This window comes from Rhodoferax sp. PAMC 29310 (assembly GCF_017948265.1).
In the GTDB taxonomy this organism is placed as follows: domain Bacteria; phylum Pseudomonadota; class Gammaproteobacteria; order Burkholderiales; family Burkholderiaceae_C; genus Rhodoferax.
Window position 1 is genome coordinate 4,368,445 of record NZ_CP072852.1, and the last position, 23,376, is coordinate 4,391,820.

General features: G+C 57.7%; 22 protein-coding genes. 15 read left to right on the top strand and 7 right to left on the bottom strand.

The window, feature by feature from the left end:
• Positions 1-29: 29 nt before the first annotated feature.
• Complete coding sequence (gene prfA / locus J8G15_RS20290) at positions 30-1,130, bottom strand: peptide chain release factor 1 (protein WP_210544668.1); 1,101 nt, start codon at positions 1,128-1,130, stop codon at positions 30-32.
• A 144-nt stretch (positions 1,131-1,274) separates the two neighbouring features.
• Positions 1,275-2,534 carry a glutamyl-tRNA reductase gene (gene hemA / locus J8G15_RS20295; protein WP_210544672.1) on the bottom strand — a complete coding sequence of 420 codons (1,260 nt, stop codon included), beginning with the start codon at positions 2,532-2,534 and terminating at the stop codon, positions 1,275-1,277.
• A gap of 80 nt (positions 2,535-2,614) precedes the next feature.
• Here hemA and J8G15_RS20300 point away from each other — a divergent pair, with 80 nt between their 5' ends.
• Both J8G15_RS20300 and J8G15_RS20305 read left to right on the top strand, forming a co-directional pair.
• Positions 2,615-2,893 (top strand): hypothetical protein, encoded by a 279-nt coding sequence (locus J8G15_RS20300; RefSeq protein ID WP_210544673.1) that lies wholly within the window; start codon positions 2,615-2,617, stop codon positions 2,891-2,893.
• An 8-nt stretch (positions 2,894-2,901) separates the two neighbouring features.
• Entirely contained in the window at positions 2,902-3,420 is a 519-nt protein-coding gene (locus J8G15_RS20305; RefSeq protein ID WP_210544675.1) for a GNAT family N-acetyltransferase, read from the top strand.
• Here the strand turns inward: J8G15_RS20305 and ugpQ are convergent.
• The 5 genes from ugpQ to ugpB all read right to left on the bottom strand — a co-directional run bounded on the left by ugpQ (position 3,380) and on the right by ugpB (position 8,404).
• On the bottom strand, positions 3,380-4,156 hold the full coding sequence (gene ugpQ / locus J8G15_RS20310) for a glycerophosphodiester phosphodiesterase (protein ID WP_210544677.1): 777 nt from the start codon (positions 4,154-4,156) through the stop codon (positions 3,380-3,382). The two genes, J8G15_RS20305 and ugpQ, sit on opposite strands and share 41 nt — an antisense overlap.
• The gene (locus tag J8G15_RS20315) at positions 4,157-5,185 is read right to left on the bottom strand and encodes a sn-glycerol-3-phosphate import ATP-binding protein UgpC (protein ID WP_210544679.1); all 1,029 of its coding nucleotides are present in this window, start codon (positions 5,183-5,185) and stop codon (positions 4,157-4,159) included.
• A gap of 55 nt (positions 5,186-5,240) precedes the next feature.
• Entirely contained in the window at positions 5,241-6,095 is an 855-nt protein-coding gene (gene ugpE / locus J8G15_RS20320) for a sn-glycerol-3-phosphate ABC transporter permease UgpE (RefSeq protein ID WP_210544681.1), read from the bottom strand.
• A 17-nt stretch (positions 6,096-6,112) separates the two neighbouring features.
• Entirely contained in the window at positions 6,113-6,994 is an 882-nt protein-coding gene (gene ugpA, locus J8G15_RS20325; protein WP_210544683.1) for a sn-glycerol-3-phosphate ABC transporter permease UgpA, read from the bottom strand.
• A gap of 105 nt (positions 6,995-7,099) precedes the next feature.
• On the bottom strand, positions 7,100-8,404 hold the full coding sequence (gene ugpB, locus J8G15_RS20330; protein WP_210544684.1) for a sn-glycerol-3-phosphate ABC transporter substrate-binding protein UgpB: 1,305 nt from the start codon (positions 8,402-8,404) through the stop codon (positions 7,100-7,102).
• Positions 8,405-8,637: 233 nt separating this feature from the next.
• Between ugpB and J8G15_RS20335 the strand changes: the two genes are divergently transcribed.
• The 13 genes from J8G15_RS20335 to folE all read left to right on the top strand — a co-directional run bounded on the left by J8G15_RS20335 (position 8,638) and on the right by folE (position 23,375).
• Positions 8,638-12,528 carry a DUF3683 domain-containing protein gene (locus J8G15_RS20335; RefSeq protein ID WP_210544686.1) on the top strand — a complete coding sequence of 1,297 codons (3,891 nt, stop codon included), beginning with the start codon at positions 8,638-8,640 and terminating at the stop codon, positions 12,526-12,528.
• Between the two features lie 89 nt (positions 12,529-12,617).
• Complete coding sequence (locus J8G15_RS20340; RefSeq protein ID WP_210544688.1) at positions 12,618-13,031, top strand: gamma-butyrobetaine hydroxylase-like domain-containing protein; 414 nt, start codon at positions 12,618-12,620, stop codon at positions 13,029-13,031.
• Positions 13,032-13,171: 140 nt separating this feature from the next.
• On the top strand, positions 13,172-13,903 hold the full coding sequence (ubiE, locus tag J8G15_RS20345; protein ID WP_210544690.1) for a bifunctional demethylmenaquinone methyltransferase/2-methoxy-6-polyprenyl-1,4-benzoquinol methylase UbiE: 732 nt from the start codon (positions 13,172-13,174) through the stop codon (positions 13,901-13,903).
• 64 nt (positions 13,904-13,967) lie between these two features.
• Entirely contained in the window at positions 13,968-14,912 is a 945-nt protein-coding gene (locus J8G15_RS20350) for a Tim44 domain-containing protein (RefSeq protein ID WP_210544692.1), read from the top strand.
• Between the two features lie 102 nt (positions 14,913-15,014).
• The gene (locus J8G15_RS20355; protein ID WP_210544693.1) at positions 15,015-15,566 is read left to right on the top strand and encodes a hypothetical protein; all 552 of its coding nucleotides are present in this window, start codon (positions 15,015-15,017) and stop codon (positions 15,564-15,566) included.
• The gene (ubiB, locus tag J8G15_RS20360; RefSeq protein WP_210544695.1) at positions 15,563-17,128 is read left to right on the top strand and encodes a ubiquinone biosynthesis regulatory protein kinase UbiB; all 1,566 of its coding nucleotides are present in this window, start codon (positions 15,563-15,565) and stop codon (positions 17,126-17,128) included. Before J8G15_RS20355 ends, ubiB begins: the two co-directional genes overlap by 4 nt.
• A gap of 79 nt (positions 17,129-17,207) precedes the next feature.
• A complete protein-coding gene (locus J8G15_RS20365; protein WP_210544696.1) occupies positions 17,208-17,516 on the top strand; it encodes an FmdB family zinc ribbon protein in 309 nt (102 codons plus the stop codon).
• A gap of 47 nt (positions 17,517-17,563) precedes the next feature.
• A complete protein-coding gene (locus tag J8G15_RS20370) occupies positions 17,564-18,199 on the top strand; it encodes a DUF502 domain-containing protein (RefSeq protein ID WP_210547688.1) in 636 nt (211 codons plus the stop codon).
• A gap of 47 nt (positions 18,200-18,246) precedes the next feature.
• Positions 18,247-20,061 carry an aspartate--tRNA ligase gene (aspS, locus tag J8G15_RS20375; RefSeq protein ID WP_210544699.1) on the top strand — a complete coding sequence of 605 codons (1,815 nt, stop codon included), beginning with the start codon at positions 18,247-18,249 and terminating at the stop codon, positions 20,059-20,061.
• A gap of 59 nt (positions 20,062-20,120) precedes the next feature.
• Complete coding sequence (gene nudB / locus J8G15_RS20380) at positions 20,121-20,600, top strand: dihydroneopterin triphosphate diphosphatase (RefSeq protein WP_210544701.1); 480 nt, start codon at positions 20,121-20,123, stop codon at positions 20,598-20,600.
• Positions 20,597-21,331, top strand: coding sequence for an endonuclease/exonuclease/phosphatase family protein (locus J8G15_RS20385; RefSeq protein WP_210544702.1), 735 nt, complete (start codon positions 20,597-20,599; stop codon positions 21,329-21,331). Before nudB ends, J8G15_RS20385 begins: the two co-directional genes overlap by 4 nt.
• 10 nt (positions 21,332-21,341) lie before the next feature.
• Positions 21,342-22,571: a cardiolipin synthase ClsB gene (gene clsB, locus J8G15_RS20390; protein ID WP_210544704.1), complete on the top strand. Its 1,230-nt coding sequence runs from the start codon at positions 21,342-21,344 to the stop codon at positions 22,569-22,571.
• Positions 22,572-22,673: 102 nt separating this feature from the next.
• Positions 22,674-23,375: a GTP cyclohydrolase I gene (folE, locus tag J8G15_RS20395; protein WP_210544706.1), complete on the top strand. Its 702-nt coding sequence runs from the start codon at positions 22,674-22,676 to the stop codon at positions 23,373-23,375.
• Position 23,376 lies beyond the last annotated feature (1 nt).

Consider the following 23,376-nt stretch of genomic DNA (forward strand, 5'->3'; position numbering starts at 1 on the left):
AGAGCCCAATATGATGCTCAAACACGGCATCACGCGCCAGCGCCCACTTCCAGCGCGGCCAGTTGTTCGGCCGCCTCATAGGCCTGCAGGGCTTGGATCACGTCGTCCATGTCGCCCTCCATGATGTAGAGCAGTTTGTACAGCGTGAGGTTGATGCGGTGATCGGTCAGCCTCCCTTGGGGAAAGTTGTAAGTGCGGATGCGGTCACTGCGATCGCCCGATCCAATCAGGCTCTTGCGCTGGGCCGCGTCTTTGGCGGCACGCTCAGAGCGGTCTTTTTCCTGAATGCGAGCGTTCAGCACCTTGAGCGCCTGCGCCTTGTTGCTGTGCTGGCTGCGGCCCTCCTGGCATTCAGCCACGATGCCGGTGGGCAAGTGGGTGATCCGCACCGCAGAGTCGGTCTTGTTGATGTGCTGGCCCCCGGCGCCGCTGGCACGGTAGGTGTCGATGCGCAAGTCGGCGGGGTTGATCTGGATCGCCACGGTTTCATCCGGCTCAGCCAGCACCGCCACCGTGCAGGCGCTGGTGTGAATGCGGCCCTGGGTTTCCGTGGCGGGCACGCGTTGCACCCGGTGGCCGCCCGATTCGAACTTGAGGTTGCCGTAGGCTCCTTCACCTTCGATACGAACCACCACCTCTTTGTAGCCCCCCAGTTCACTGGCGGACTCACTCATGATTTCGGCCTTCCAGCCTCGACGCTCAAAGTAGCGCGTGTACATGCGCAGCAAGTCGCCCGCAAACAAGGCGGATTCGTCGCCGCCCGTGCCCGCGCGAATCTCCATGAACGCGTTGCGCTGATCGTCCGGGTCTTTGGGCAGCAACATGCGCTGCAACTCGCCGTCCAGTTGCGCAAGCTCGGCGGTGGCCCCGTCGATCTCCTCTTGCGCCATGTCCGCCATGTCGGCATCACCCGCCGCGCTGGCCAACAAGTCCTTGCCCTCGGCCAGATCAGCTTCACGTTGGGTGTAGCGCGCCCAGCGGGTTGCTACGCCCGACACCTCGGTGTGTTCCCGTGAGAGCACGAGAAACTGTTTCATGTCGCTCATGATGTCCTCGCGGGACAGCAAAAATTCAAGCTCGCCGAGGCGGTCGGCATAACGTTCAAGTTGGTGGCGGAGAAAGGGCTTCATGGTCGAGTAATCGGGTCATTCGTCAAAAGGGGGAGGCAAGCGCAGCGCTTGTCCTGAATCAGCGGGCGGACGGGCACTGTGGGTGTCACGGTCAGCCGACAAGGCGTGGCAACCGCAGGGCGGGGCACGCGGCGAGCAGCGTCGCTAACGTTCTTTGCGCAGGAAAAAGTGCTGAATGGCCGCGCTGGCCCGGTCGCGTGCCTCAGAGTCGCCAGCGCGCAACTCCGCCATGGCGCCATGCAACATCTTTTGCGTCAGGCCTTTGGAGAGCGCTTCCAGCACGGCGTCCACATCGTCACCGCGCGCCAGTAGTTTGCGGGCCCGGGTAATTTCGGACAAACGCCATTCGTCAGCCTGAGCGTTAAGTTGTTGAATCAAGGGAACAGAGCCGCGCTGGTCCACCCAATGCAAAAAGCTCTGCACACCGGCGTCCACAATGGCTTCGGCCTGCGCCACGGCGGCCTGGCGGCTGGCCTGTGCGGTTTGCACGACACCGGCCAGGTCGTCCACGGTGTAGAGGTAAATGTCCTCCAGCGCTTTGACCTCGACTTCGATGTCACGCGGCACGGCCAGATCGACCATGAACATGGGGCGGTGTTTGCGCCGTTTGATGGCGCGCTCGACCGCGCCCAGACCGATGATGGGCAAAGTGCTGGCGGTGCAGCTCACCACCGCATCAAATTCGTGCAGACGGTCAGGTAAATCAGCCAGACGCATGACTTCGCCACCAAAGCGGGTGGCGAGTTTTTCGCCGCGTTCCAGCGTGCGGTTGGCAATGGCGATGGATTTGGGATTTTTGGCCGCAAAGTGCGTGGCGCACAGCTCGATCATCTCGCCGGCACCCACAAACAAAATCTTGACCTCGGCCAGGTCTTCGAACAATTGACCCGCCAAGCGAACGGCTGCGGCCGCCATGCTGATGGAATGCGCGCCAATTTCGGTAGACGTGCGAACCTCTTTGGCTACGGCAAAGGAGCGCTGAAACAGCTGGCTGAGTGTGGTGCCCAAGGCGCCTTCGGCCTCAGCGGCACGGACCGCGTCTTTGATTTGTCCCAGAATCTGTGGCTCGCCCAGCACCATGGAGTCCAGCCCACTGGCCACACGAAACGCATGGCGCGCGGCAAAGCCGTCTTGAAGGGCGTAGGAGTGGGTGCGAAGCAGAGTGGGTGAGACGCCACCGGCCTGGGCCAGCCAGTCCAGCGTGTGCTCCAGTTCGACTTGTTCCCCAGCGCAATAGATTTCGGTGCGGTTGCAGGTGGAGATCAGGGCGGCTTCGGGTTGGCGCGAATACGAGGCGCGCAGGCCCCGCAAAGTGGGGCCCACCTGATCCAGGGCGAACGCAAACCGACCGCGCAAATCTAGCGGTGCGGTCGTGTGATTGATGCCCAAAGCCCAGACTGCCATGTGTAGATTATAAAATCAGCGCCAACCATCCCGCTTGTCTCGTTTCTTGACCCATATCAAATCACATCAAATTCCGCACTATGGGCCTACTTGATCTCCTGAATCACTTGGTGAATTTCGCGGCGCCCGCTCTATGGATGGCCGTGATGGTCAGTCTGCTGGCGACCTTTTTTATGAAAAAAGTGGCTGGAGCCCCTGCATTTTCTGCGCAGGCAGCTATTAATTTTGTAGTGAGCCTAGCCGTGTTGGTGTTGGGGTTATGGTGCTTTGGTCGTGATGGAAAGATGGCCACCTATGCCGTTATGGGCTTGGTGTGCGCTACCAGCCAATGGGTGTTGCTTCGCGGTTGGAAGGCCTGAGGCGGGCGATGTCTTTGATTTTTGTCGAGGCGGAGCCGCAGCACTTGCCCGATTTGCTGGACTTGATCCTCACGCAGGGCCCCAATGAGTGGAACTGGTTACCGCTGGCCGGGGTGCAAGCCCATGTGGATGACATTGCGCAAGGCCGGGCGGGCGCCTTACTCGCTCTGGATGAGGGGCGTCTGGTGGGAGCCGTGACGTTTTGCCTCACCCGTGAGTTCAGCCGATACCAATCTGCCGCTGAGGCCAAAACCGAACACGGCTATGTCTGCGAAGCGGTGGTTCGCGTCGATCAGGCGGGGCGGGGTGTGGGAACGCAATTGCTCAAAGAAGTCGTGGCGTTGATGGCGGGCCAAGGCGTTTTTTCGGTGTACATCGACCGGCATGAAGAAAACGCCGCCTCAGCCGGCATGATGCGAAAGGCGGGGTTTGTCGAACTTGAAACCTTTCCCGAGCCGGCACGCCGGCCCCACGGCTCAGGCAGGACTACCGTGTCCAGGGCGCAAACAAATCCACCCGGTCCGTGATGATGCCGTCGGTTCCTAGCTCAATCAGGCGCTGGGCGGCCCATTCGTCATTCACCGTGTAGCTCAGGGTCCGAAACCCGGCGCTTTTGGCCTGAGTCACGCTGGAGGTGTCCCACAAGGCGTGATTGCAGACGATCGCCACGCATTCCAGACGCAACGCGGTTTCCAACCAACCGGTCCAGAGCGTGTCCAGAAGCAGCCCGCGGGGCAACTGGGGCTGGGCCGCCTGAGCGGCTTCCAGTGCGTCTGGCTTGAACGAGGTGAGCAGCGGCGGCACGTCGGCGCCTTGCCACAGGCGCGCGGCCTCGTTGGCCACAACTTCCCCGGTTTGTGCGTCCTGACCCGGCGTGGGTTTGATTTCGATGTTCAGGTAGAAGCTGTTGCGCAGACAGTAGCTGGCGATGTTGTCGAGCGTTGGCAAGGGCTCACCGGCGTAGGTGCGCGAGTGCCAGCTGCCAGCATCCAATTGCGCCAGCTCACCCCAGGGGTGGTCACCACCGACTGCGCTTTGGCCGGCGCCCAGTACCTCACGCGCATTGGTGGTGCGTGGCAGCGTGTCGTCGTGCATGAGAAAGGGCACGCCGTCGGCGCTCAATTTCACGTCGCACTCAAACATGCGGTAGCCATGGCTGGCGCCCAGGCGGAACGCGGCCAGGGTGTTCTCCGGCGCCAACTTGCCGGCACCCCGATGGGCGATCCAGCGGGGGTAGGGCCAGTTGTCGTGAGTGACTAGCATTTAGGAACGTGTTTCCATGCGTTTGCCGGTGCTGCCATCGAAGCAGTGCAGCTTGTCGGGGCGAGGCATGACGTGGATGGTGCTGCCCACCGCAGGCACTGCCTGCGACTCTTCGGTGCGGATGATGACCAGTTCATCGCCGCTGCCATGCTCCCAACGACCATAAATCAGTCGTTCGGCTCCCAGCATCTCGATCGCTTCGACGCGCAGCGCCCAGCCGGTGCTGCCGATGTCCAGGTGCTCCGGGCGAATGCCGGTGATGGTGCCCGGCACGGCATCAGGGGCACTTTTCAGCAGGTTCATGGGGGGCGAGCCGATGAAGCTGGCGACAAAAGTGGTAGCGGGGCGGTTATAGACCTCTTCCGGGGTGCCGAATTGCTCCATCACGCCTGCGTTCATGACGATCATGCGCTGGGCCAGCGTCATGGCTTCCACCTGGTCATGCGTCACAAACAGAGAGGTGATACCGAGTTCGCGGTGTAATTTCTGAATTTCCAGACGGGTCTGCGCGCGCAGTTTGGCGTCCAGATTGGACAGTGGCTCGTCAAACAAAAACACCTGGGGCTGGCGCACGATGGCGCGGCCCATGGCGACGCGTTGGCGTTGCCCGCCCGACAGTTCACGCGGTTTGCGCTGCAAAAACGGTCCGATTTCCAGAATTTTGGCCGCTTTGTCCACACGGGCCTGGATTTCGGCGGAGGGCACTTTGGCGATCTTCAGGCCGTAGGCCATGTTCTCAAACACGCTCATGTGAGGGTAGAGCGCGTAGTTCTGGAACACCATGGCGATGTCACGCTCGGCGGGTTCCAGGTCGTTGACCACACGGGGGCCAATGCAGATTTCTCCGCCGGAGACTTCTTCCAGCCCGGCGACCATGCGCAGCAAGGTGGATTTGCCACAGCCCGAGGGGCCGACGATGACGATGAACTCCCCATCTGCCACCTCGGCATTGACGCCGTGAATGACCTGGAGGCCGGTTTTTGAGTTGCCGTAGCGCTTGACGACATTGCGCAGAGAAATGGAAGCCATGGTTTCGAATTCTTTGAATTAAAAGGTGGTTTGGGGCAACGGGTGGCGAAAAAGATTACTTTTCCGTGTCTACCAGGCCCTTGACGAACCAGCGTTGCATCAGGATGACGACCAGCGCCGGGGGCACCATGGCCAGAATGGCGGTGGCCATGACCACGTTCCATTCCACATAGGACTCACCCGTGATCAGGCGTTTGATGCCCATGACCACCGGGTACATGTCTTCCTCAGTTGTGACTAGCAGCGGCCACAGGTACTGGTTCCAGCCGTAAATAAACTGAATTACAAACAGCGCCGCAATCGAGGTGCTGGACAAGGGCAGCAGCACATCCTTGAAGAAGCGCATCGGGCCCGCTCCGTCCATGCGGGCGGCTTCCACCAACTCGTCAGGCACCGTCAGAAAAAACTGCCGGAACAAGAACGTGGCGGTGGCGGACGCAATCAGCGGCACCGTCAGGCCCGCATAGCTGTTGAGCATGTTCAGGTTGGAGACCACCTCGTAGGTGGGGCCAATGCGCACTTCCACGGGCAGCATCAGGGTGACAAAGATCATCCAGAACACCACCGAGCGAAACGGGAAGCGGAAGTACACGATGGCAAACGCTGACAGCAGGGAAATGGCGATCTTGCCAATGGCAATGATCAGGGCGCTGAGCATGCTGACCCACATCATGGGGGCTGCCGCCGGTATCTTGCTGCCGGCGCTGGTGAAGCCGCCAAACAGGGCGGTTTTGTAGGTCTCAATCATGTGCCCACCGGGGAGCAGCGACATAGGGTAGGACTGCACGATCTGCTCGGCACTCTGGGTGGAGGCAATCAGGGTCAGGTAAAGCGGGAAAGCCACCACCATCACCCCCAAAATTAGCACCAGATGCGAGATGACCGTCAGGACAGGGCGTCGTTCAATCATGTTGGGCTCCTCGCATATTAGTACTGCACTTTCTTTTCAACAAACCGGAACTGGATCACCGTCAGCGTGATGACGATGGTCATCAGGACGACCGACTGGGCCGCCGAGCCACCCATGTCCAACGCCTTGAATCCGTCGTAATACACCTTGTAGACCAGAATGGCGGTGTCTTTGCCAGGACCGCCCTGTGTCGTGGCGTCCACGATGCCGAAGGTGTCAAAAAAGGCGTACACCACGTTGATCACCAGCAGGAAGAAGGTGGTGGGAGACAAGAGCGGAAACACGATGGTTCGAAACCTGCGCCACGGACCTGCACCGTCAATGGCCGCAGCTTCAATCAGTGATTTGGGAATGGAATTTAGGCCGGCCAGGAAAAACAGGAAGTTGTACGAAATTTGTTTCCACACGGCGGCGGCGACGATCAGGGTCATCGCGTGGTTGGCGTTGAGCAGGTGATTCCACTCGATGCCAAACGCCTGCAGGTAATACGACACCACGCCCATTGGCGAGGCAAACATGAACAGCCACAGCACACCTGCCACCACGGGCGCCACAGCGTAGGGCCAGATTAGCAGGGTTTTGTAGATGGCCGCACCTTTGAGGACCCGGTCCGCCATGACCGCCAGCATCAACGCCAGCGACAGGCCAATGACCGCCACCAGAATGGAGAACACGGCGGTGGTTCTGAAGGACCCCCAGTAGGTCGCGTCATCCCAGAGTCGCTTGAAATTTTCCAGGCCAACGAACTCGGTGGACATGCCGAAGGGGTCCTGGGTGAGTACGCTTTGGTAGAGCGCTTGCGCCGCAGGCCAAAAGAAGAAGATCAGCACGATCGCCATCTGCGGTGCAATCAAGACCCAGGGCAGCCAGCTTGATTTGAATCGAACGCGTTTTTCCATAGGGAGAAGAGGCGGTTATTGACTTGGAAATGAAATACACGCCGAAGCCGGAAAGCCGGCTGCGGCGTGCGAGTGGGTGCTCGAGTGAAACCCGAGCCAGTGGGTTTAAGACTTGTTGGCTTTTTGGAAGCGCTCGAGTTGCTCATTGCCGCGTTGAACCGCGGTGTCCAGCGCTTCTTTGGCTGATTTCTTGCCAGCCCAGACGTTTTCGAGTTCTTCGTCGTTGATAGTGCGAATCTGCACAAAGTTGCCCAAGCGAATGCCGCGCGACTTGTCTGTTGTTTTGCGAATCATCTGTGTCACAGGCACGTCGGTGCCAGGGTTCTTCTTGTAGAAGTCGCTCTCGTCGGTCAGTTTGAATGATGCCAGTGTGACGGGGAGGTAGCCAGTGCGTTGGTGGCTGGCAGCTGCCACTTCAGGCCGTGACAGGTAAGCGAAGAATTGACCAACGCCTTTGTATTCGGCCGCTTTTTTGCCCGACATCACCCACAAACTGGCTCCACCGATCACAGTGTTCTGAGGCGCACCGGCCACGTCTGGGTAGAAAGGCAGGGTGGAAATACCAAAGGCAAACTTGGCGTTGCGTTTGACGTTGCCGTACAAAGACGACGATGCGGTGGACATGGCGCACTCGCCTGAGACGAAGGTGGCGTCGGCTGCATTGCCACGGCCTTTGTACACAAACAGGCCGGTTTTGGCCATATTGCCCAGGTTCTCGATATGGCGCACATGCAGAGGACTGTTGAAGTTCAGCCGTGCGTCAATACCGCGCATGCCGTTGCCTTTGGTGGCGAACTCGGTGTTGTGCCATGCAGAGAAGCTCTCCAGCTGCGTCCAGCTCATCCAGCTACTGGTGAACGGACACTTTTGACCAGATGTCTTGAGTTTGGCGGCCGCCAATGCTACCTCAGGCCAGGTCGTTGGTGGCTTCTCAGGGTCCATACCCGCCGCCTTGAAGGCGTCTTTGTTGTAGAAGAAGACGGGCGTCGAGCTGTTAAAGGGAAAACTCAACATTTGACCGTTGAGGGCGGTGTAGTAACCGGCCACCGCAGGCACATAGGCCTTGGCGTCAAACTTGACACCCGAGTCTGCCATGACTTTGCCGACAGGCACGATGGCGCCTTTGCTGGCCATCATGGTGGCAGTGCCCACTTCGAACACTTGCAGAATGTGGGGCGCGTTGCCGGAGCGGAAGGCCGCGATGGCCGCCGTCATGGACTCGTCATAGCTGCCCTTGAAGGTGGGAACAATTTTGTACTCGGTCTGGCTGGCGTTGAAGTCTTTGGCCAAGTCGTTGACCCACTCTCCCAAGGCGCCTCCCATGGAGTGCCACCATTGGACTTCAGTTTGGGCCTGTGCTGAGAGAGAGAAGACGGCTACAAGGGCCGCGGTCGCTAATTTCAGTTTCATGAAGTCTCCTAATGTGAAAGAAAGGCGCGAGCGTATCCCGGCCTTATGTCAATTTTTTGACACTTCAGTGTCATAAAAAAGAGAGAGTGATTAGACATCAGATTTGCACCCATGTAGATCAGGGTTTCCATCATGACAACGCGTGAATTGTGCACTGCGTTAATATCAACCCTCAGCTGGATTTTGAGTCGCGCGACTCATGTTTTTCGCTCTGGCTGCAACCACAGAACCCGATGAACGCCCCCATTCAGATTACTCCATTGGTCTCCGAGGCGACGACAACGTCGCACGGTCATGCTCGCATTCGCGAAATTCCTTACAACTACACTTCGTTTTCCGACCGGGAGATCGTGATTCGACTGCTCGGTGCTCCGGCGTGGGACTGGCTGAATCAACTGCGTGACGAGCGGCAAACCGGGCGCTCCGCCCGTATGTTGTACGAGGTGCTGGGTGATATTTGGGTGGTGCAGCGCAACCCCTACTTGCAAGACGATTTGCTGGACAACCCCAAGCGCCGTGCCCAGTTGGTCGAGGCCTTGCAGCACCGTTTGTCTGAAGTGCAAAAGCGCCGGACGCCGGAAACTGACCCCATTCGCGACGCCATGGTGGGTGAACTGTTGACGGCCGCCCGGCGTGCCGTGGCTGATTTCGACGCTGCTTTTGTGGAAGTAGCCACCTTGCGGCGCAAAGCGCAACGCGTATTGAACAAGCTGACGGCCAAGGACAACGTAAAATTTGATGGTCTAAGCCGTGTCTCTCATGTGACAGACGCCACCGACTGGCGCGTGGAATACCCCTTTGTGGTGCTGACGCCCGACACCGAAGCCGAGATGGCAGGGCTGGTCAAGGGTTGTATTGAGCTGGGTTTGACCATCATTCCACGTGGTGGCGGCACCGGTTACACGGGTGGAGCGATTCCTCTTACTTGGAGGAGCGTTGTCATCAACACCGAAAAGCTCGAAGCCATGACCGAGGTTGAGATGCTGACCTTGCCTGGTTTGTCAGAGCCGGTTGGCACGGTCTGGACCGAAGCCGGTGTTGTGACCCAGCGCGTGGCTGACGCCGCTGAGCGTGCAGGCTATGTCTTCGCGGTAGACCCCACCTCCGCGGAGGCTTCGTGCATTGGCGGCAACATTGCCATGAATGCAGGCGGCAAAAAAGCCGTGCTTTGGGGCACGGCGTTGGACAACCTGGCCTCGTGGCGCATGGTCACCCCTCAAGCCGAGTGGCTGGAGGTGACCCGGGTTGACCACAACATGGGCAAGATCCATGACGTGCACGTGGCCAGCTTTGAGTTGCAGTATTTCAAGGCCGACGGCAAAACGCCGCTGCGCAGCGAGCGCCTGGACATTCCTGGCAAAACCTTCCGCAAAGAGGGTTTGGGCAAGGACGTGACCGACAAATTCTTGAGCGGACTGCCCGGCATTCAGAAAGAAGGCTGCGATGGCCTGATTACGAGTGCCCGCTGGGTGGTGCACAAGATGCCTGGCCACACCCGAACCGTGTGTCTGGAATTCTTTGGCAACGCCAAAGACGCGGTGCCGAGCATTGTCGAAATCAAAGACTTCATGTTTGCCGAGCAGAAGCGCACTGGCGTATTGCTGGCTGGCCTGGAACATTTGGATGACCGTTACCTGAAAGCGGTGGGTTACGCCACCAAATCCAAACGCGGCGGTCTGCCCAAGATGGTGCTGGTGGGCGACATTGCCGGTAACGATGCTGACGCCGTGGCACGGGCCACCTCCGAGGTGGTGCGCATTGCCAATTCGCGCAGCGGCGAAGGCTTTATTGCCATCAGCCCGGAGGCGCGCAAAAAATTCTGGTTGGACCGCAAGCGCACAGCGGCGATTTCGCGCCACACCAACGCCTTCAAGATCAATGAAGACGTGGTGATTCCTCTGCCCCGCATGGCCGAGTACACCGATGGGATTGAGCGCATCAATATTGAGCTGAGCCTGACCAACAAACTGGCGCTGTGTGATGCCCTGGAGGAGTTCTTTGCCAAGGGCAATTTGCCGCTGGGCAAGCAAGACGACGCCAACGAAATCCCCTCTGCCGAGTTGCTGGAAGACCGCGTCGGCCAGGCGTTGGAGCTGGTGCGCGACGTTCGCAAGTTGTGGAGCGGTTGGTTGCTTGACGTGGAAACCCTGTTTCCCCAGTTGCAAGACCACACCCTTCGGGCCAGCTGGAAGACACAGTTGCGCCTGCCTTTGCAGCAAATTTTTGCGGGAAGTGCCTTCGAGGCGATCTTGTCAGAATGCACTGCCGTACACAAGCGATTGTTGAAAGGCCGCGTCTGGGCGGCGCTGCACATGCATGCCGGCGACGGCAATGTGCACACCAACTTGCCAGTCAACAGCGACGACTATGAAATGTTGCAGGCGGCACATGGCGCAGTCAAACGCATCATGGCACTGGCACGATCGCTGGGCGGCGTGATTTCGGGCGAGCACGGCATTGGCATCACCAAGCTGGAGTTTTTGACGGACGAAGAGCTGCAACCGTTCACCGACTACAAAGCCAAGGTGGATCCGGAAGGCCGCTTTAACAAAGGCAAGTTGCTACGAAATTCAGAGCTGCTCGCGCAAGACGGACGGTCGCCAAGCTCTGATTTGACCAATGCCTACACCCCAAGCTTCGGTTTGATGGGGCATGAGTCATTGATCATGCAGCAAAGCGACATTGGCGCCATTGCCGACAGCGTCAAAGACTGCCTGCGTTGCGGCAAGTGCAAGCCCGTGTGTGCAACACACGTGCCGCGCGCCAACTTGCTTTACAGCCCACGCAACAAAATTTTGGCCACCTCCCTGCTGGTGGAAGCTTTTCTGTACGAAGAGCAGACGCGCCGCGGTGTGAGCATCAAGCATTGGCAGGAATTTGAAGACGTGGCCGACCACTGCACGGTGTGTCACAAATGCCTGTCGCCGTGCCCCGTGAAAATCGACTTTGGTGACGTCACGATGAACATGCGCAACCTGTTGCGCAAAATGGGCAAAAAGAGTTTCCGCCCTGCAGGTGCTGCGGCCATGTTCATGCTCAACGCGACCAATCCTGAGACCATCAAGTTCGCCCGCTCAGCCATGGTCAATGTGGCCATGAAGGCGCAGCGTATTGCGGCGGATGTGCTCAAGGTGGTTGCCCGCAAGCAAACCAAGGCGCCGCCAGCCACCCTGGGTACGGCACCCATCAAGGAGCAGGTGATTCACTTCATCAACAAAAAGCTCCCTGGTGGCTTGCCTAAGAAGACGGCCCGTGCTTTGCTCGATATTGAGGACAAGGACTATGTGCCCATCATCCGGGACCCCAAAACCACCAACGCCGAGACCGAGGCGGTGTTTTACTTCCCTGGTTGTGGTTCCGAGCGGCTGTTCAGTCAAGTCGGTTTGGCGACGCAAGCAATGTTGTGGCACGCCGGCGTCCAGACTGTGTTGCCGCCCGGCTACCTGTGCTGCGGCTACCCTCAGCGCGGGTCCGGTCAGTTCGACAAGGCTGAGAAGATGATCACCGACAACCGGGTTCTGTTTCACCGGGTGGCCAACACGTTGAACTACCTGGAGATCAAGACCGTTGTCGTGAGCTGTGGCACCTGTTACGACCAGCTGCAGGGCTATGAGTTCGATAAGATATTCCCGGGCTGTCGCATCATTGACATCCACGAGTACCTGCTTGAAAAAGGCATCACGCTGCAAAACGCGGGCTCTTTTCTGTTTCATGACCCCTGCCACAGCCCCATGAAGTTGCAGGAACCGATCAAGACGGTGAAGGCTTTGTTGGGCAACAACGTGATCCAGTCAGAGCGGTGCTGTGGCGAGTCCGGCACGCTGGCGCTGAACCGGCCTGACATTTCGACCCAGGTGCGCTTTCGCAAAGAAGAAGAAATTCTCAAAGGCGAAGCCCAATTGCGTGAAATGGGTGGTGTGGCGCCCAAGGAAAACATCAAGGTGTTGACCTCCTGCCCCGCCTGTCTTCAGGGTTTGAGCCGCTATGGCGATGACTTGAAGAATGGTCTGCTGGAGGCAGACTACATCGTCGTCGAAATGGCCAACCAAATTCTGGGCGACCAGTGGATGCCGGATTACGTCAAAAAGGCCAACGAAGGTGGGATCGAACGCGTGTTGGTCTAAGCAACACTGCAACCGCGTCTTCCCTGAACGATCCCGCCACACCGCCAATTGGGGTGTGGTCCCTTTAGATTTTTTGAATAGGTGAGCTCATGGCAGGTTTGCAATCAGGCGCTCCGACGCCACAGTCGATCACGGTGCACAGCCAGTCGAAAGTGCTGGAAGTGACCTTCTCTGACGGCGCGGAGTTCCGCATTCCCTTTGAGCTGATGCGCGTGTATTCGCCGTCGGCCGAGGTGCAGGGCCACGGACCGGGCCAAGAGGTGCTGCAGACCGGCAAGCGCGAGGTGGAGTTGGCTGGCTTGGAGCCGGTTGGCAACTACGCCGTGCAACCGGCGTTTTCTGATGGGCATGACTCCGGCATTTTTTCCTGGGATTACCTGTATTTCCTGGGCTCGCAGCAAGACAAGCTCTGGCTGGATTACGAAGCACGCCTGCAGGCCGCCGGGGTGGGGCGTGATTCGCCCATGCCCGAGAAGGCCGGGCATGGCTGCAGCAGTCATTGATACCCAAGCTATAAAATAGATAGCTGCCTGCTCCTGATCTATAAGGGGCAAAGGCGGTTTTTGTTAATGAAGCAACACCACCCTGACCCGCCTCAGGGTTGCGGTGTCCCTTTGAATGCACATCGTCTAGGATGACGGACATGACAACTACACATTTTGGCTACCAGTCGGTAGACGAGGCAGAAAAAGCAAAACACGTGCGTGGCGTGTTCGACTCGGTGGCGCCCAAGTACGACTTGATGAATGACTTGATGTCAGGTGGCCTGCACCGTGCCTGGAAGGCCTACACGGTGATGGTAGCCAACCTGCGCGAAGGCCACCAGGTGCTCGACATTGCCGGTGGCACAGGCGACTTGTCCATGGCCTTCTCCAAAAAAGTGGGCAAAACTGGCCGGGTGGTGCACACCGACATCAACGAAGCCATGTTGCGCACCGGCCGCGACCGGTTGCTGGATGCGGGTATCGCCTTGCCCACGCTTGTTTGTGACGCGGAGAAGCTGCCGTTTCCAAGTAATCACTTTGACGTGGTCAGTGTGGCCTTCGGCCTGCGCAATATGACTCACAAAGACGTGGCGCTGGCAGAAATGAACCGCGTCCTCAAACCCGGTGGCAAGTTGTTGGTGTTGGAGTTCTCCAAGGTGGCACCGCCACTGGAGAAAATCTACGACTGGTATTCCTTCAAGGTTTTGCCCAAGTTAGGCAAGCTGGTGGCCGGCGATGACTCCAGCTACCGCTACTTGGCGGAGTCGATTCGCATGCATCCCGGCCAGGAAGAGTTAAAAGCCCTGATGAAAGCTAGTGGCTTTGGGCATGTGGATTACCACAACCTCACCGGTGGGCTGGTAGCCTTGCATGCCGGGATCAAGTGTTGACTGACCCTGGTTGAAAAAATCAACGCGCTCAATTGAACGCAAAAACTCAATCTCTGGAGATTTCATGAAATTCTGGTCTGTGTTTCTGGCCCTGTTTTTGATGCTGTCAGGTATCAATGCCGAGGCAGCCAAACGGTTTGGCGGTGGCAAATCCTTTGGGCAGCAGTCCAGCAACGTCGCACCGCGCCAAGCCGCGCCCGCCAAGCCTGCTGCCGCGCCAGGTGCAGCCGCTCCTGCGGCTCCTCGCAAGCCATGGGGCGCGATGCTGGGTGGATTGGCAGCGGGTCTGGGCTTGGCCTGGTTGGCCAGTTCTCTCGGTTTGGGAGAGGAGTTTGGTCAGATTCTGATGTTTGGTTTGTTGGCTCTGGGCGTGATGATGGCCATTGGCTGGTTCCGTCGCTCCCGCCAGTCGGCGCAAGCGCCAGGCAGTGCGTCACCTTTTGCCTTTCAAGGTGCCTCACCCGGCGCGACGGCCAAGACTCCCGCTACTTATCGTCCAGAGAATGTCGGCAATGATGCGTCTGCCCGCCCTTGGGAGCGCACGACCGCCAAGTTTGACAGCGCACGTCCCAACACTGGCTCCATGATTGGTTCTGGTTTGTCTGGTTCACAAAATTGGGGTGTCCCCGCTGATTTCGATAGCGAAGGCTTCTTGAAGTCGGCCAAAGCCAACTTCGTGTCGCTGCAAGCCGCTTGGGACAAGTCTGACATCAACGCGTTGCGCGTCATGATGACCGACACCATGCTGAAGGAAATTCAGGCTCAATTGACTGAGCGTGAAGTGCACACCGGTGGGCCTGTCAATTTGACGGATGTGGTGATGATCGAAGCACAGTTGCTCGGTATTGAAGATCTGGGTGACGAATACATGGCTAGCGTCGAGTTCTCCGGAATGATCCGCGAAGAGCCGTCTGCGGGGCCGAGTCCTTTCCGCGAAGTCTGGAACATGACCAAGCGCAAGACGGGTCCGAGCGGCTGGTTGGTGGCGGGCGTTCAGGCGCTTCAATAGGCCAGTTGCCCAGCCGCTTTTACCGAGCGGCGTTGGGTGTGAGTCGGTTGTTGGACCCTCATGGGGGCGAAGGCAATCTGAATTCAGGAATAATCGGGGACTATGGCAACACAGTCCCCTTTTTCATTGCTGGAGGGATTCCTCCAAAATCTTCCTCTCCCGGCCATTGAGCCCCCTGCCTGGGTGGTAGACGAGGTTCAACGCCGCATCGTCCTGCTGCTCAACCATATCTTGATGCAGGAGAGCGAGGCAATGGCCCGCCTTGTTCGTCAAAAGAACCGGGTGGTTCAAATGCACTGGCGCGCCTTTTCCATCAAATTGGTGGCAACGCCCGCCGGGCTGCTGGACCGGGCGACAGACGGCGCCAAGCCCGACTTGGTGCTGGCGCTGACCGAGGCCTCACCGCTGGTACTGGCGCAAAGCGCTTTGCGAGGTGACAAGCCTGCCGTCCGCATTGAAGGCGACGTGCAACTGGCTGCCGAGTTGAATTGGTTGACCGATCACGTCCGCTGGGACATCGAAGAAGACCTGGCCCGTGTCATGGGTGACGCGCCGGCCCATACCTTGAGCCAAGCCGCCCTCAGCGCCACGCAGGCATTGCGGCAGTTTCTGAGAACAAACAGGGCAGCGGGATCCAGCGGGCCAACGCCATGAGGCGCCTGTTTCGGGGCGTTTTCATCATTTGGGTGATGTTGCGCTATGGGCTGGACGAACTGGTCCTGACCAGCTTTCAAAAGCCGTGGCTGCGGGTTATTGCCCGAGTCGTCTCAATCGGCCGCGACTTAAAAGCCCCCCGCGGACAAAGGATTCGCGAGGCTTTGGAGCGTTTAGGTCCAATTTTCGTCAAGTTTGGGCAAGTACTCTCAACGCGCCGGGACTTGATGCCGGTGGATATTGCCGATGAGTTGGCGCGACTGCAGGACCGGGTGCCCCCATTTGCCTCTATGGTGGCCATTGCCACCATAGAGCGCGCGTTCAATAAAAAAGTGGATGATATTTTTGTCTCCTTTGACCGCCAGCCCATCGCCAGTGCGTCGATAGCCCAGGTTCATTTCGCGGTGATCAAGGACCGCAATGGCGTCGATCGAGATGTGGCAGTCAAGGTCTTGCGACCCGGCATGTTGTCGGTGATTGAAAAAGACCTGAGCTTGATGCGCCTGATGGCAGGCTGGGTTGAGAGTTTGTCCAGCGACGGCAAGCGCCTCAAGCCACGCGAGGTGGTGGCTGAATTCGACAAATACCTGCACGACGAGCTTGACCTGGTTCGAGAAGCTTCCAGTGCGGCGCAATTGCGTCGCAATATGGAGGGGCTGGATCTGGTGTTGATTCCGGAGATGTTCTGGGATTTCTGCATGACCGAGGTGATCGTGATGGAGCGCATGACAGGCGTTCCGATCAGCCAGGTGGAGCGACTGCGATCGGCTGGGGTCGACATTCCCAAACTGGCTCGCGACGGCGTCACCATTTTCTTCACGCAAGTGTTCCGTGACGGGTTCTTTCATGCTGACATGCATCCGGGGAACATTCAGGTTAGCCTCGCGCCAGACACCTTTGGCCGCTACATTTCTCTGGACTTCGGCATTGTCGGCACTCTGACGGAGACGGATAAAGAGTATCTGGCTCAGAATTTCACGGCGTTCTTTCGGCGCGACTACAAACGAGTGGCCGAGTTGCACATTGAATCCGGCTGGGTGCCTCGAACCACGCGCGTGGATGAGCTTGAATCCGCGATTCGATCCGTGTGTGAGCCTTATTTTGATCGCCCGCTCAAGGAGATTTCTCTGGGTATGGTGCTGATGCGCTTATTTCAGACTTCGCGACGGTTCCAGGTTGAAATTCAGCCCCAGTTGGTGCTGCTGCAGAAAACGTTGCTCAATATCGAGGGGCTGGGGCGCCAATTGGACCCAGACCTTGACCTGTGGGCCACGGCCAAGCCATTTCTAGAGAAGTGGATGATTGACCAACTCGGTCCCAAGAAGTTGTTGGACGAGCTTCGAAATGAGTCCCCCCGCTATGCCAAGCTGATTCCGGAGTTGCCGCGTCTGTTGTACAGCTTTCTTCAGAAGGACAATGCGACGTCCGGTCGCGCTTTACAAGAGTTGTTGTTGGAGCAAAAACGCACCAACCGGCTGTTGCAGAGCTTTTTGTATGCCGGGGTTGGCTTTGTACTCGGTCTGCTTGTCATGCAATTGATCGTGCGGGTTCGGCTTTTCTAGCTTGCGCTGCCCTCTGGCCTCGATTTCAGGCGACGCCCTATAATGGAAGGCTTTGCAACCTGAGTTTGAGCCCAATTCCATGCCTATTTACGCTTACAAATGTGAGTCCTGCGGATTTGCCAAGGATGTGCTGCAGAAAATGTCGGACGCTCCGTTGACGGACTGCCCCGACTGTCACGCACCGGTGTTTAAAAAACAGGTCACTGCCGCGGGCTTTCAGCTCAAGGGATCGGGTTGGTATGCCACCGATTTCAAAGGTGGACCTTCGGCGAGTACGGCACCCAAATCCGAGTCCACGGACGGGGCGACAAGCACAGAGACCACTAGCGCCAAACCGGCAGTCTCCGCACCTGCACCAGCTCCGTCAGCAGGAAAATCTGACGCCTGATTGGCGCCTTGAATCGGATTGAGTGATGTTCTGGATTTGTCGTGCACATTAAAAAATATCTGCTGACGGGCTTGCTCGCCTGGTTGCCACTCACGCTGACCATTTGGGTCTTGTTGTGGTTGGTAGGTCTCCTGGACGCCATTTTTGGCGGTTTTTTGACCGGCTTGGATGCACTCACGCCTGATTCCGCGGGCCCCATCATCGAGAGGCTGCGGCATATTCCCGGGCTAGGCGTGGTGTTGGTGTTCACTGCGCTGTTGCTGACGGGGGCCTTGGTCTCCAACGTGGCAGGGCGCTGGTGGCTGCGGCAGTGGAGTCGGCTGTTCACGAATATTCCCGTGTTCAAGTCCATCTACAACAGTGTGAAAAAAGTGTCCGACACGCTTTTTTCCAGCAATGGCAATGCGTTTCGCCGGGCCATGTTGATTCAATATCCCCGCGCTGGCGTGTGGACGATTGCGTTCCAAACCGGTACGCCGGGTGGCGAAGTCGCCAAACATCTGGGTGAGGATTTGGTGAGTGTGTATGTGCCCACCACGCCGAACCCGACCAGTGGTTTTTTCCTCATGTTGCCGCGCGCTGAAGTCATCGAGCTGCAAATGAGTGTGGACGAAGCACTGACTTACGTGATTTCCATGGGCTCTGTGGCGCCAACTGCGCCAATGAATCTCCCCCGGAAATAGTTTTGACAACCTGTGCCACCCGTTCGGGTGGTCAATGAAAGCTGAATATGGCGATGCGCTCCCATTATTGTGGTCTTGTGACCGATGCCCTGTTAGGTGAAACCGTCACATTGTGTGGCTGGGTGAATCGTCGCCGTGACCACGGTGGTGTGATTTTTGTGGATGTCCGTGACCGTGAAGGTTACGTTCAGGTCGTTTGCGATCCTGACCGGGCCGAGATGTTCAAGACGGCCGAGGGCATTCGCAATGAGTTTTGCATTCAGATCAAAGGCGTGGTGCGTGCACGTCCAGACGGCACGACCAATGACAACCTGAAGAGCGGCAAGATTGAAGTGTTGTGCCATGAATTGACGGTACTCAACGCCTCCGTCACGCCCCCGTTTCAGATTGACGATGAGAATCTTTCTGAGACCACCCGCCTGACGCACCGCGTGCTGGACCTGCGTCGCCCCTACATGCAGAACAACCTGATGCTGCGCTACCGCGTGTCCATGGAAGTGCGTAAATTTCTCGATGCCAACGGTTTTGTCGATATCGAAACCCCCATGCTCACCAAGAGCACGCCCGAGGGCGCGCGGGACTACCTTGTGCCCAGTCGAGTGCATGACGGTCAGTTTTTCGCGCTGCCACAAAGCCCCCAACTGTTCAAGCAACTCTTGATGGTGGCCGGTTTTGATCGCTACTACCAGATCACCAAATGCTTCCGCGACGAAGATCTGCGTGCTGACCGCCAGCCCGAGTTCACCCAGATTGATATTGAGACCTCGTTCCTCACCGAGGAAGACATTCGCACCATGTTCCAAGGCATGATTACCACGGTGTTCAAGAACACCATTGGGGTGGACTTGGGCGAGTTCCCGGTCATGACCTACCAGGACGCCATGCATCAGTATGGGTCGGACAAGCCAGATTTGCGAGTGAACCTGCAATTTGCCGAATTGACCGACGTCATGAAGGACGTGGATTTCAAAGTGTTCTCAGGTGCTGCGACCATGAAAGGCGGCCGAGTTGTCGCCCTGCGTGTGCCGGGTGGCTCGGTCGAGGGCGGTGGTATCAGCCGTGGCGAGATCGATGCCTACACCGAGTTTGTCAAAATTTACGGCGCCAAGGGCCTTGCCTACATCCGCGTGAATGAATTGGCCAAGGGGCGTGACGGTCTGCAAAGTCCGATTGTTAAGAACATTCATGACGCAGCCTTGGCCGCAGTTCTTGAGCGAACCAGTGCGCAAGACGGCGATCTGATTTTCTTCGGTGCGGACAAGGAAAAAATCGTCAACGACGCCATTGGCGCCCTGCGCGTCAAGATTGGACATAGCGAGTTCGGCAAGAAGAACGGCTTGTTCACCGCTGGCTGGCGTCCGATGTGGGTGGTGGATTTCCCGATGTTCGAATTCGACGAGGAAAACCAGCGCTACACCGCTGTTCACCACCCCTTCACCGCGCCCAAAGCCGGCCACGAAGATTGGATGGTATCGGCGCCCGAGAAATGCATCTCCCAGGGTTATGACATGGTGCTTAACGGCTGGGAAATGGGCGGTGGGTCTGTGCGTATCCACCGTGCCGAGGTGCAGAAAAAAGTGTTTGATGCACTGAAGATCACGCCGGAAGAAGCCCAACTCAAGTTTGGTTTCCTGCTTGACGCCTTGCAATATGGCGCACCTCCTCACGGTGGATTGGCCTTTGGCCTGGACCGTGTCGTTACGTTGATGACCGGTGCCGATTCCATTCGTGATGTGATTGCGTTCCCCAAGACCCAGCGCGCGCAATGTTTGCTGACCCAAGCACCTAGCCCGGTTGACGAGAAGCAACTGCGCGAATTGCACATCCGTTTGCGCACGATTGAGCCTGCGAAGGTCGTTTGATGAAATCCTGAGCAAGGCTTCAGGCAGAATGAAAGGGCGCTTCAAAAGCGCCCTTTTTTATGCACCCTCAATTCAAGATTCCCCAATCCGTGCTCGTGGTGATTCACACCCCAGCTTTGGACGTGTTGTTGATCAAGCGAGTTGACGCGGGCGATTTCTGGCAGTCCGTGACCGGCAGCAAGGATGCGGAGAACGACGAGTTCAATGAGACGGCTGTGCGTGAGGTCCAAGAGGAAACAGGCATCGTTTGCCTCCCTGGCACGCCATTGGCTGGGGGATTGTGTGACTGGCGCCTTGAAAACGTCTATGAAATTTACCCTCAGTGGCGACACCGGTATGCACCGGAGGTGACACACAACCGGGAGCATTTGTTTGGCTTGCAGGTGCCTGCAGCTACGCCGGTGATTCTGAGCCCAAGAGAGCATACCGACTACCTTTGGCTGCCTTACCGGGAGGCCGCTGAGGCCTGCTTTTCTCCGTCCAATGCAGAGGCGATTTTGATGTTGCCAAGATTGCTTGATCAAGGGAGTGGTCCATGAATACCGTGAGGGTTGCCACCTACAACATTCACAAAGGGGTGCAGGGAATGGGGCCTCAGCGCCGTCTGGAGATTCACAACCTGGGCCACGCGGTGGAACAGCTGGACGCAGATATTGTTTGCCTGCAAGAAGTGCGTAAAGTGCACCGACGCGAGGAGCAGTACTTTACCCAATGGCCCGATTTGCCGCAGGCAGACTTCCTCGCGCCAGAAGGCTATGAGGCCATTTACCGCACCAATGCCTATACGCGCGATGGAGAGCATGGCAACGCCATGCTCTCCCGGTGGCCGGTGACTCGCCACCAACATGAGGATATGTCCGATCACCGTTTCGAACAGAGAGGTCTGCTTCACTCCGAAGTGTTGTTGCATGATCAGGCTGTGCACGTGGTAGTCGTCCACTTGGGACTGATTCGTGCAAGTCGTGCCCGACAAATTCTCCAATTGCAGCGCTTTATCCTGCGTGAGGTCCCCCATGACGCCCCCTTGTTGGTGGCCGGGGATTTCAATGACTGGGGAGACATGGTGCAACGAGCCCTGATGACGTCGGGGCTGGAGACTTTTTTGGGGCCGCGCCAACGCACCTTTCCCGCCCGTTTGCCGTTGGTGCAGTTGGACTATGTCTATGCAAGGGGCCTTACGCCTTTGGGCGTCGAGGTGCCGCGTGGGCGGAACTGGTGGCGTATGTCGGACCATTTACCCTTGATTGCCGAGTTTGGACTCCCGGAATAAAGAGCAGGCCATGTCGCAACTTCAAGCCGGTCATCAAGTTGCATTGCTGAAGGGCGCACATGATTTTTTCCCCGAACTGGTCAGCGCCATCGACCAGAGTGTCCATGAAGTGCGCATGGAAACCTATATTTTCAGTGTCGAAGGTACGGGGGGCCTGATTGCCGAAGCCTTGGAGCGGGCCGGGCAGCGCGGCGTCGCGGTGTATCTTGTGATGGACGGTGCGGGGACCCCAAGTATTCCGTCGGCTTGGGTGACACGTTTTAACGCCGCGGGAGTTTTGTGGCGGATATTTTCCCCGCTGGGTTGGCTGGGCCTGCTGATACCGGGGCGTTGGCGACGCATGCATCGCAAGTTGTGCGTTGTCGATGGTTCGGTGGCGTTTTGCGGAGGGATCAACGTGCTGGATGACCTTTTCGATCCTAACCATGGCGTCCTGAAGGTGCCGAGGTTGGACTTCACCGTGCGGGTGACGGGTCCATTGGTTCAGGACGCGCACGCGGCAACCATTAAGTTCTGGTGGCGTATGCAAGCCGTTCGCAAGGTGCGTGAGGTCGATTTCTCAGCCTCTTGGCACATTCTCCAAGCCGCCGTGGCTCTCGCCTTGCGTGTGAAGAAGCAGGGTCGGGAGGACGCTTCGCCACAACAACCCGGCAGTGTTTCACATGGCGCGGTGGCAGAGCTGGTGCTGCGTGACAATCTGCACCATCGCGCGAGAATCGAGCGGGCCTACCGGCAGGCCATAGGTGGCGCCCGCAAAGAAATTATCATTGCCAATGCCTATTTTTTGCCGGGCCGAAAACTACGCAAAGGCTTAATTCACGCCGCAAAACGGGGTGTTCGGGTGCGCTTGTTGCTGCAGGGGCAGTATGAGTATTTCATGCAATTCCATGCCACGAGACCGGTTTACGGCGCCCTGCTCGACGCTGGTGTTGAGATTCATGAGTACGCGATCAGTTTCCTGCATGCCAAAGTGGCGGTAATCGATGGACACTGGGCCACCGTGGGCTCCTCAAACCTTGATCCGCTGAGTCTTCTTCTGGCCCGTGAGGCCAACGTGGTGGTCGAGGATGCCGCGTTTGCGCAGGAGCTGAGGGCGGAACTGGAGGATGCCATCGCAAAGGGTGGCACGCCGGTCAACCCGGCTGCCTTTGCCAATCGGCCTTGGCGCCAGCAAATTTTGGAGCGATTGGCATTTGGACTAATGCGGTTGGTTTTGTTTTTGTTTGGTAAGCGCTATTAATTTGGTAGCATTATGTACAAGATGATAGAGGGCTTTGGCCTAAAAACCTTACTGTTAAAACGCTGATACCATCCTCACTTGTCAATGAAAAATCAACGAACCATGAACATTAGCGATTCCGACGAAGGAACACCAGTCTCCGTCAAAATCAGGGAGCGACTGGTTGCGGCGCGCAAGCGATTCAATGCCAACGACAACATTGCCGAGTACATTGAGCCGGGCGAGTTGGAACGCTTGCTCGACGAGGTGGAAGACAAGATGAAGGGCGTGTTGAGCAGCATGGTGATTGACACCGAGCATGATCACAACACCGACAACACCGCGCGCCGAGTGGCAAAGATGTACCTCACTGAAGTGTTTCGCGGGCGCTACGTTCATCCTCCGGCCATCACGGAGTTTCCCAATGCCGAGCATCTTAACGAGCTGATGATTGTGGGACCCATCACTGTGCGCAGCGCTTGCAGCCACCACCTGTGCCCGGTCATTGGGAAAATCTGGATTGGCGTTTTGCCCAACGAGCACACCAACGTCATTGGTTTGTCCAAGTACGCCAGACTCGCTGAATGGGTGATGGGGCGGCCCCAAATCCAAGAAGAAGCCGTCGTTCAGTTGGCAGATCTGATTCAGGAAAAAACGCAGCCCGACGGACTTGCGATCGTAATGGAAGCCACCCACTTTTGCATGGGTTGGCGCGGCGTGAAGGACATGGATAGCAAGATGATCAATTCCGTCATGCGCGGCAGCTTCCTGAAAGATCCCAATTTGCGCCGCGAGTTTCTGTCTTTGCTTCCCAAGAAAGGTTGAC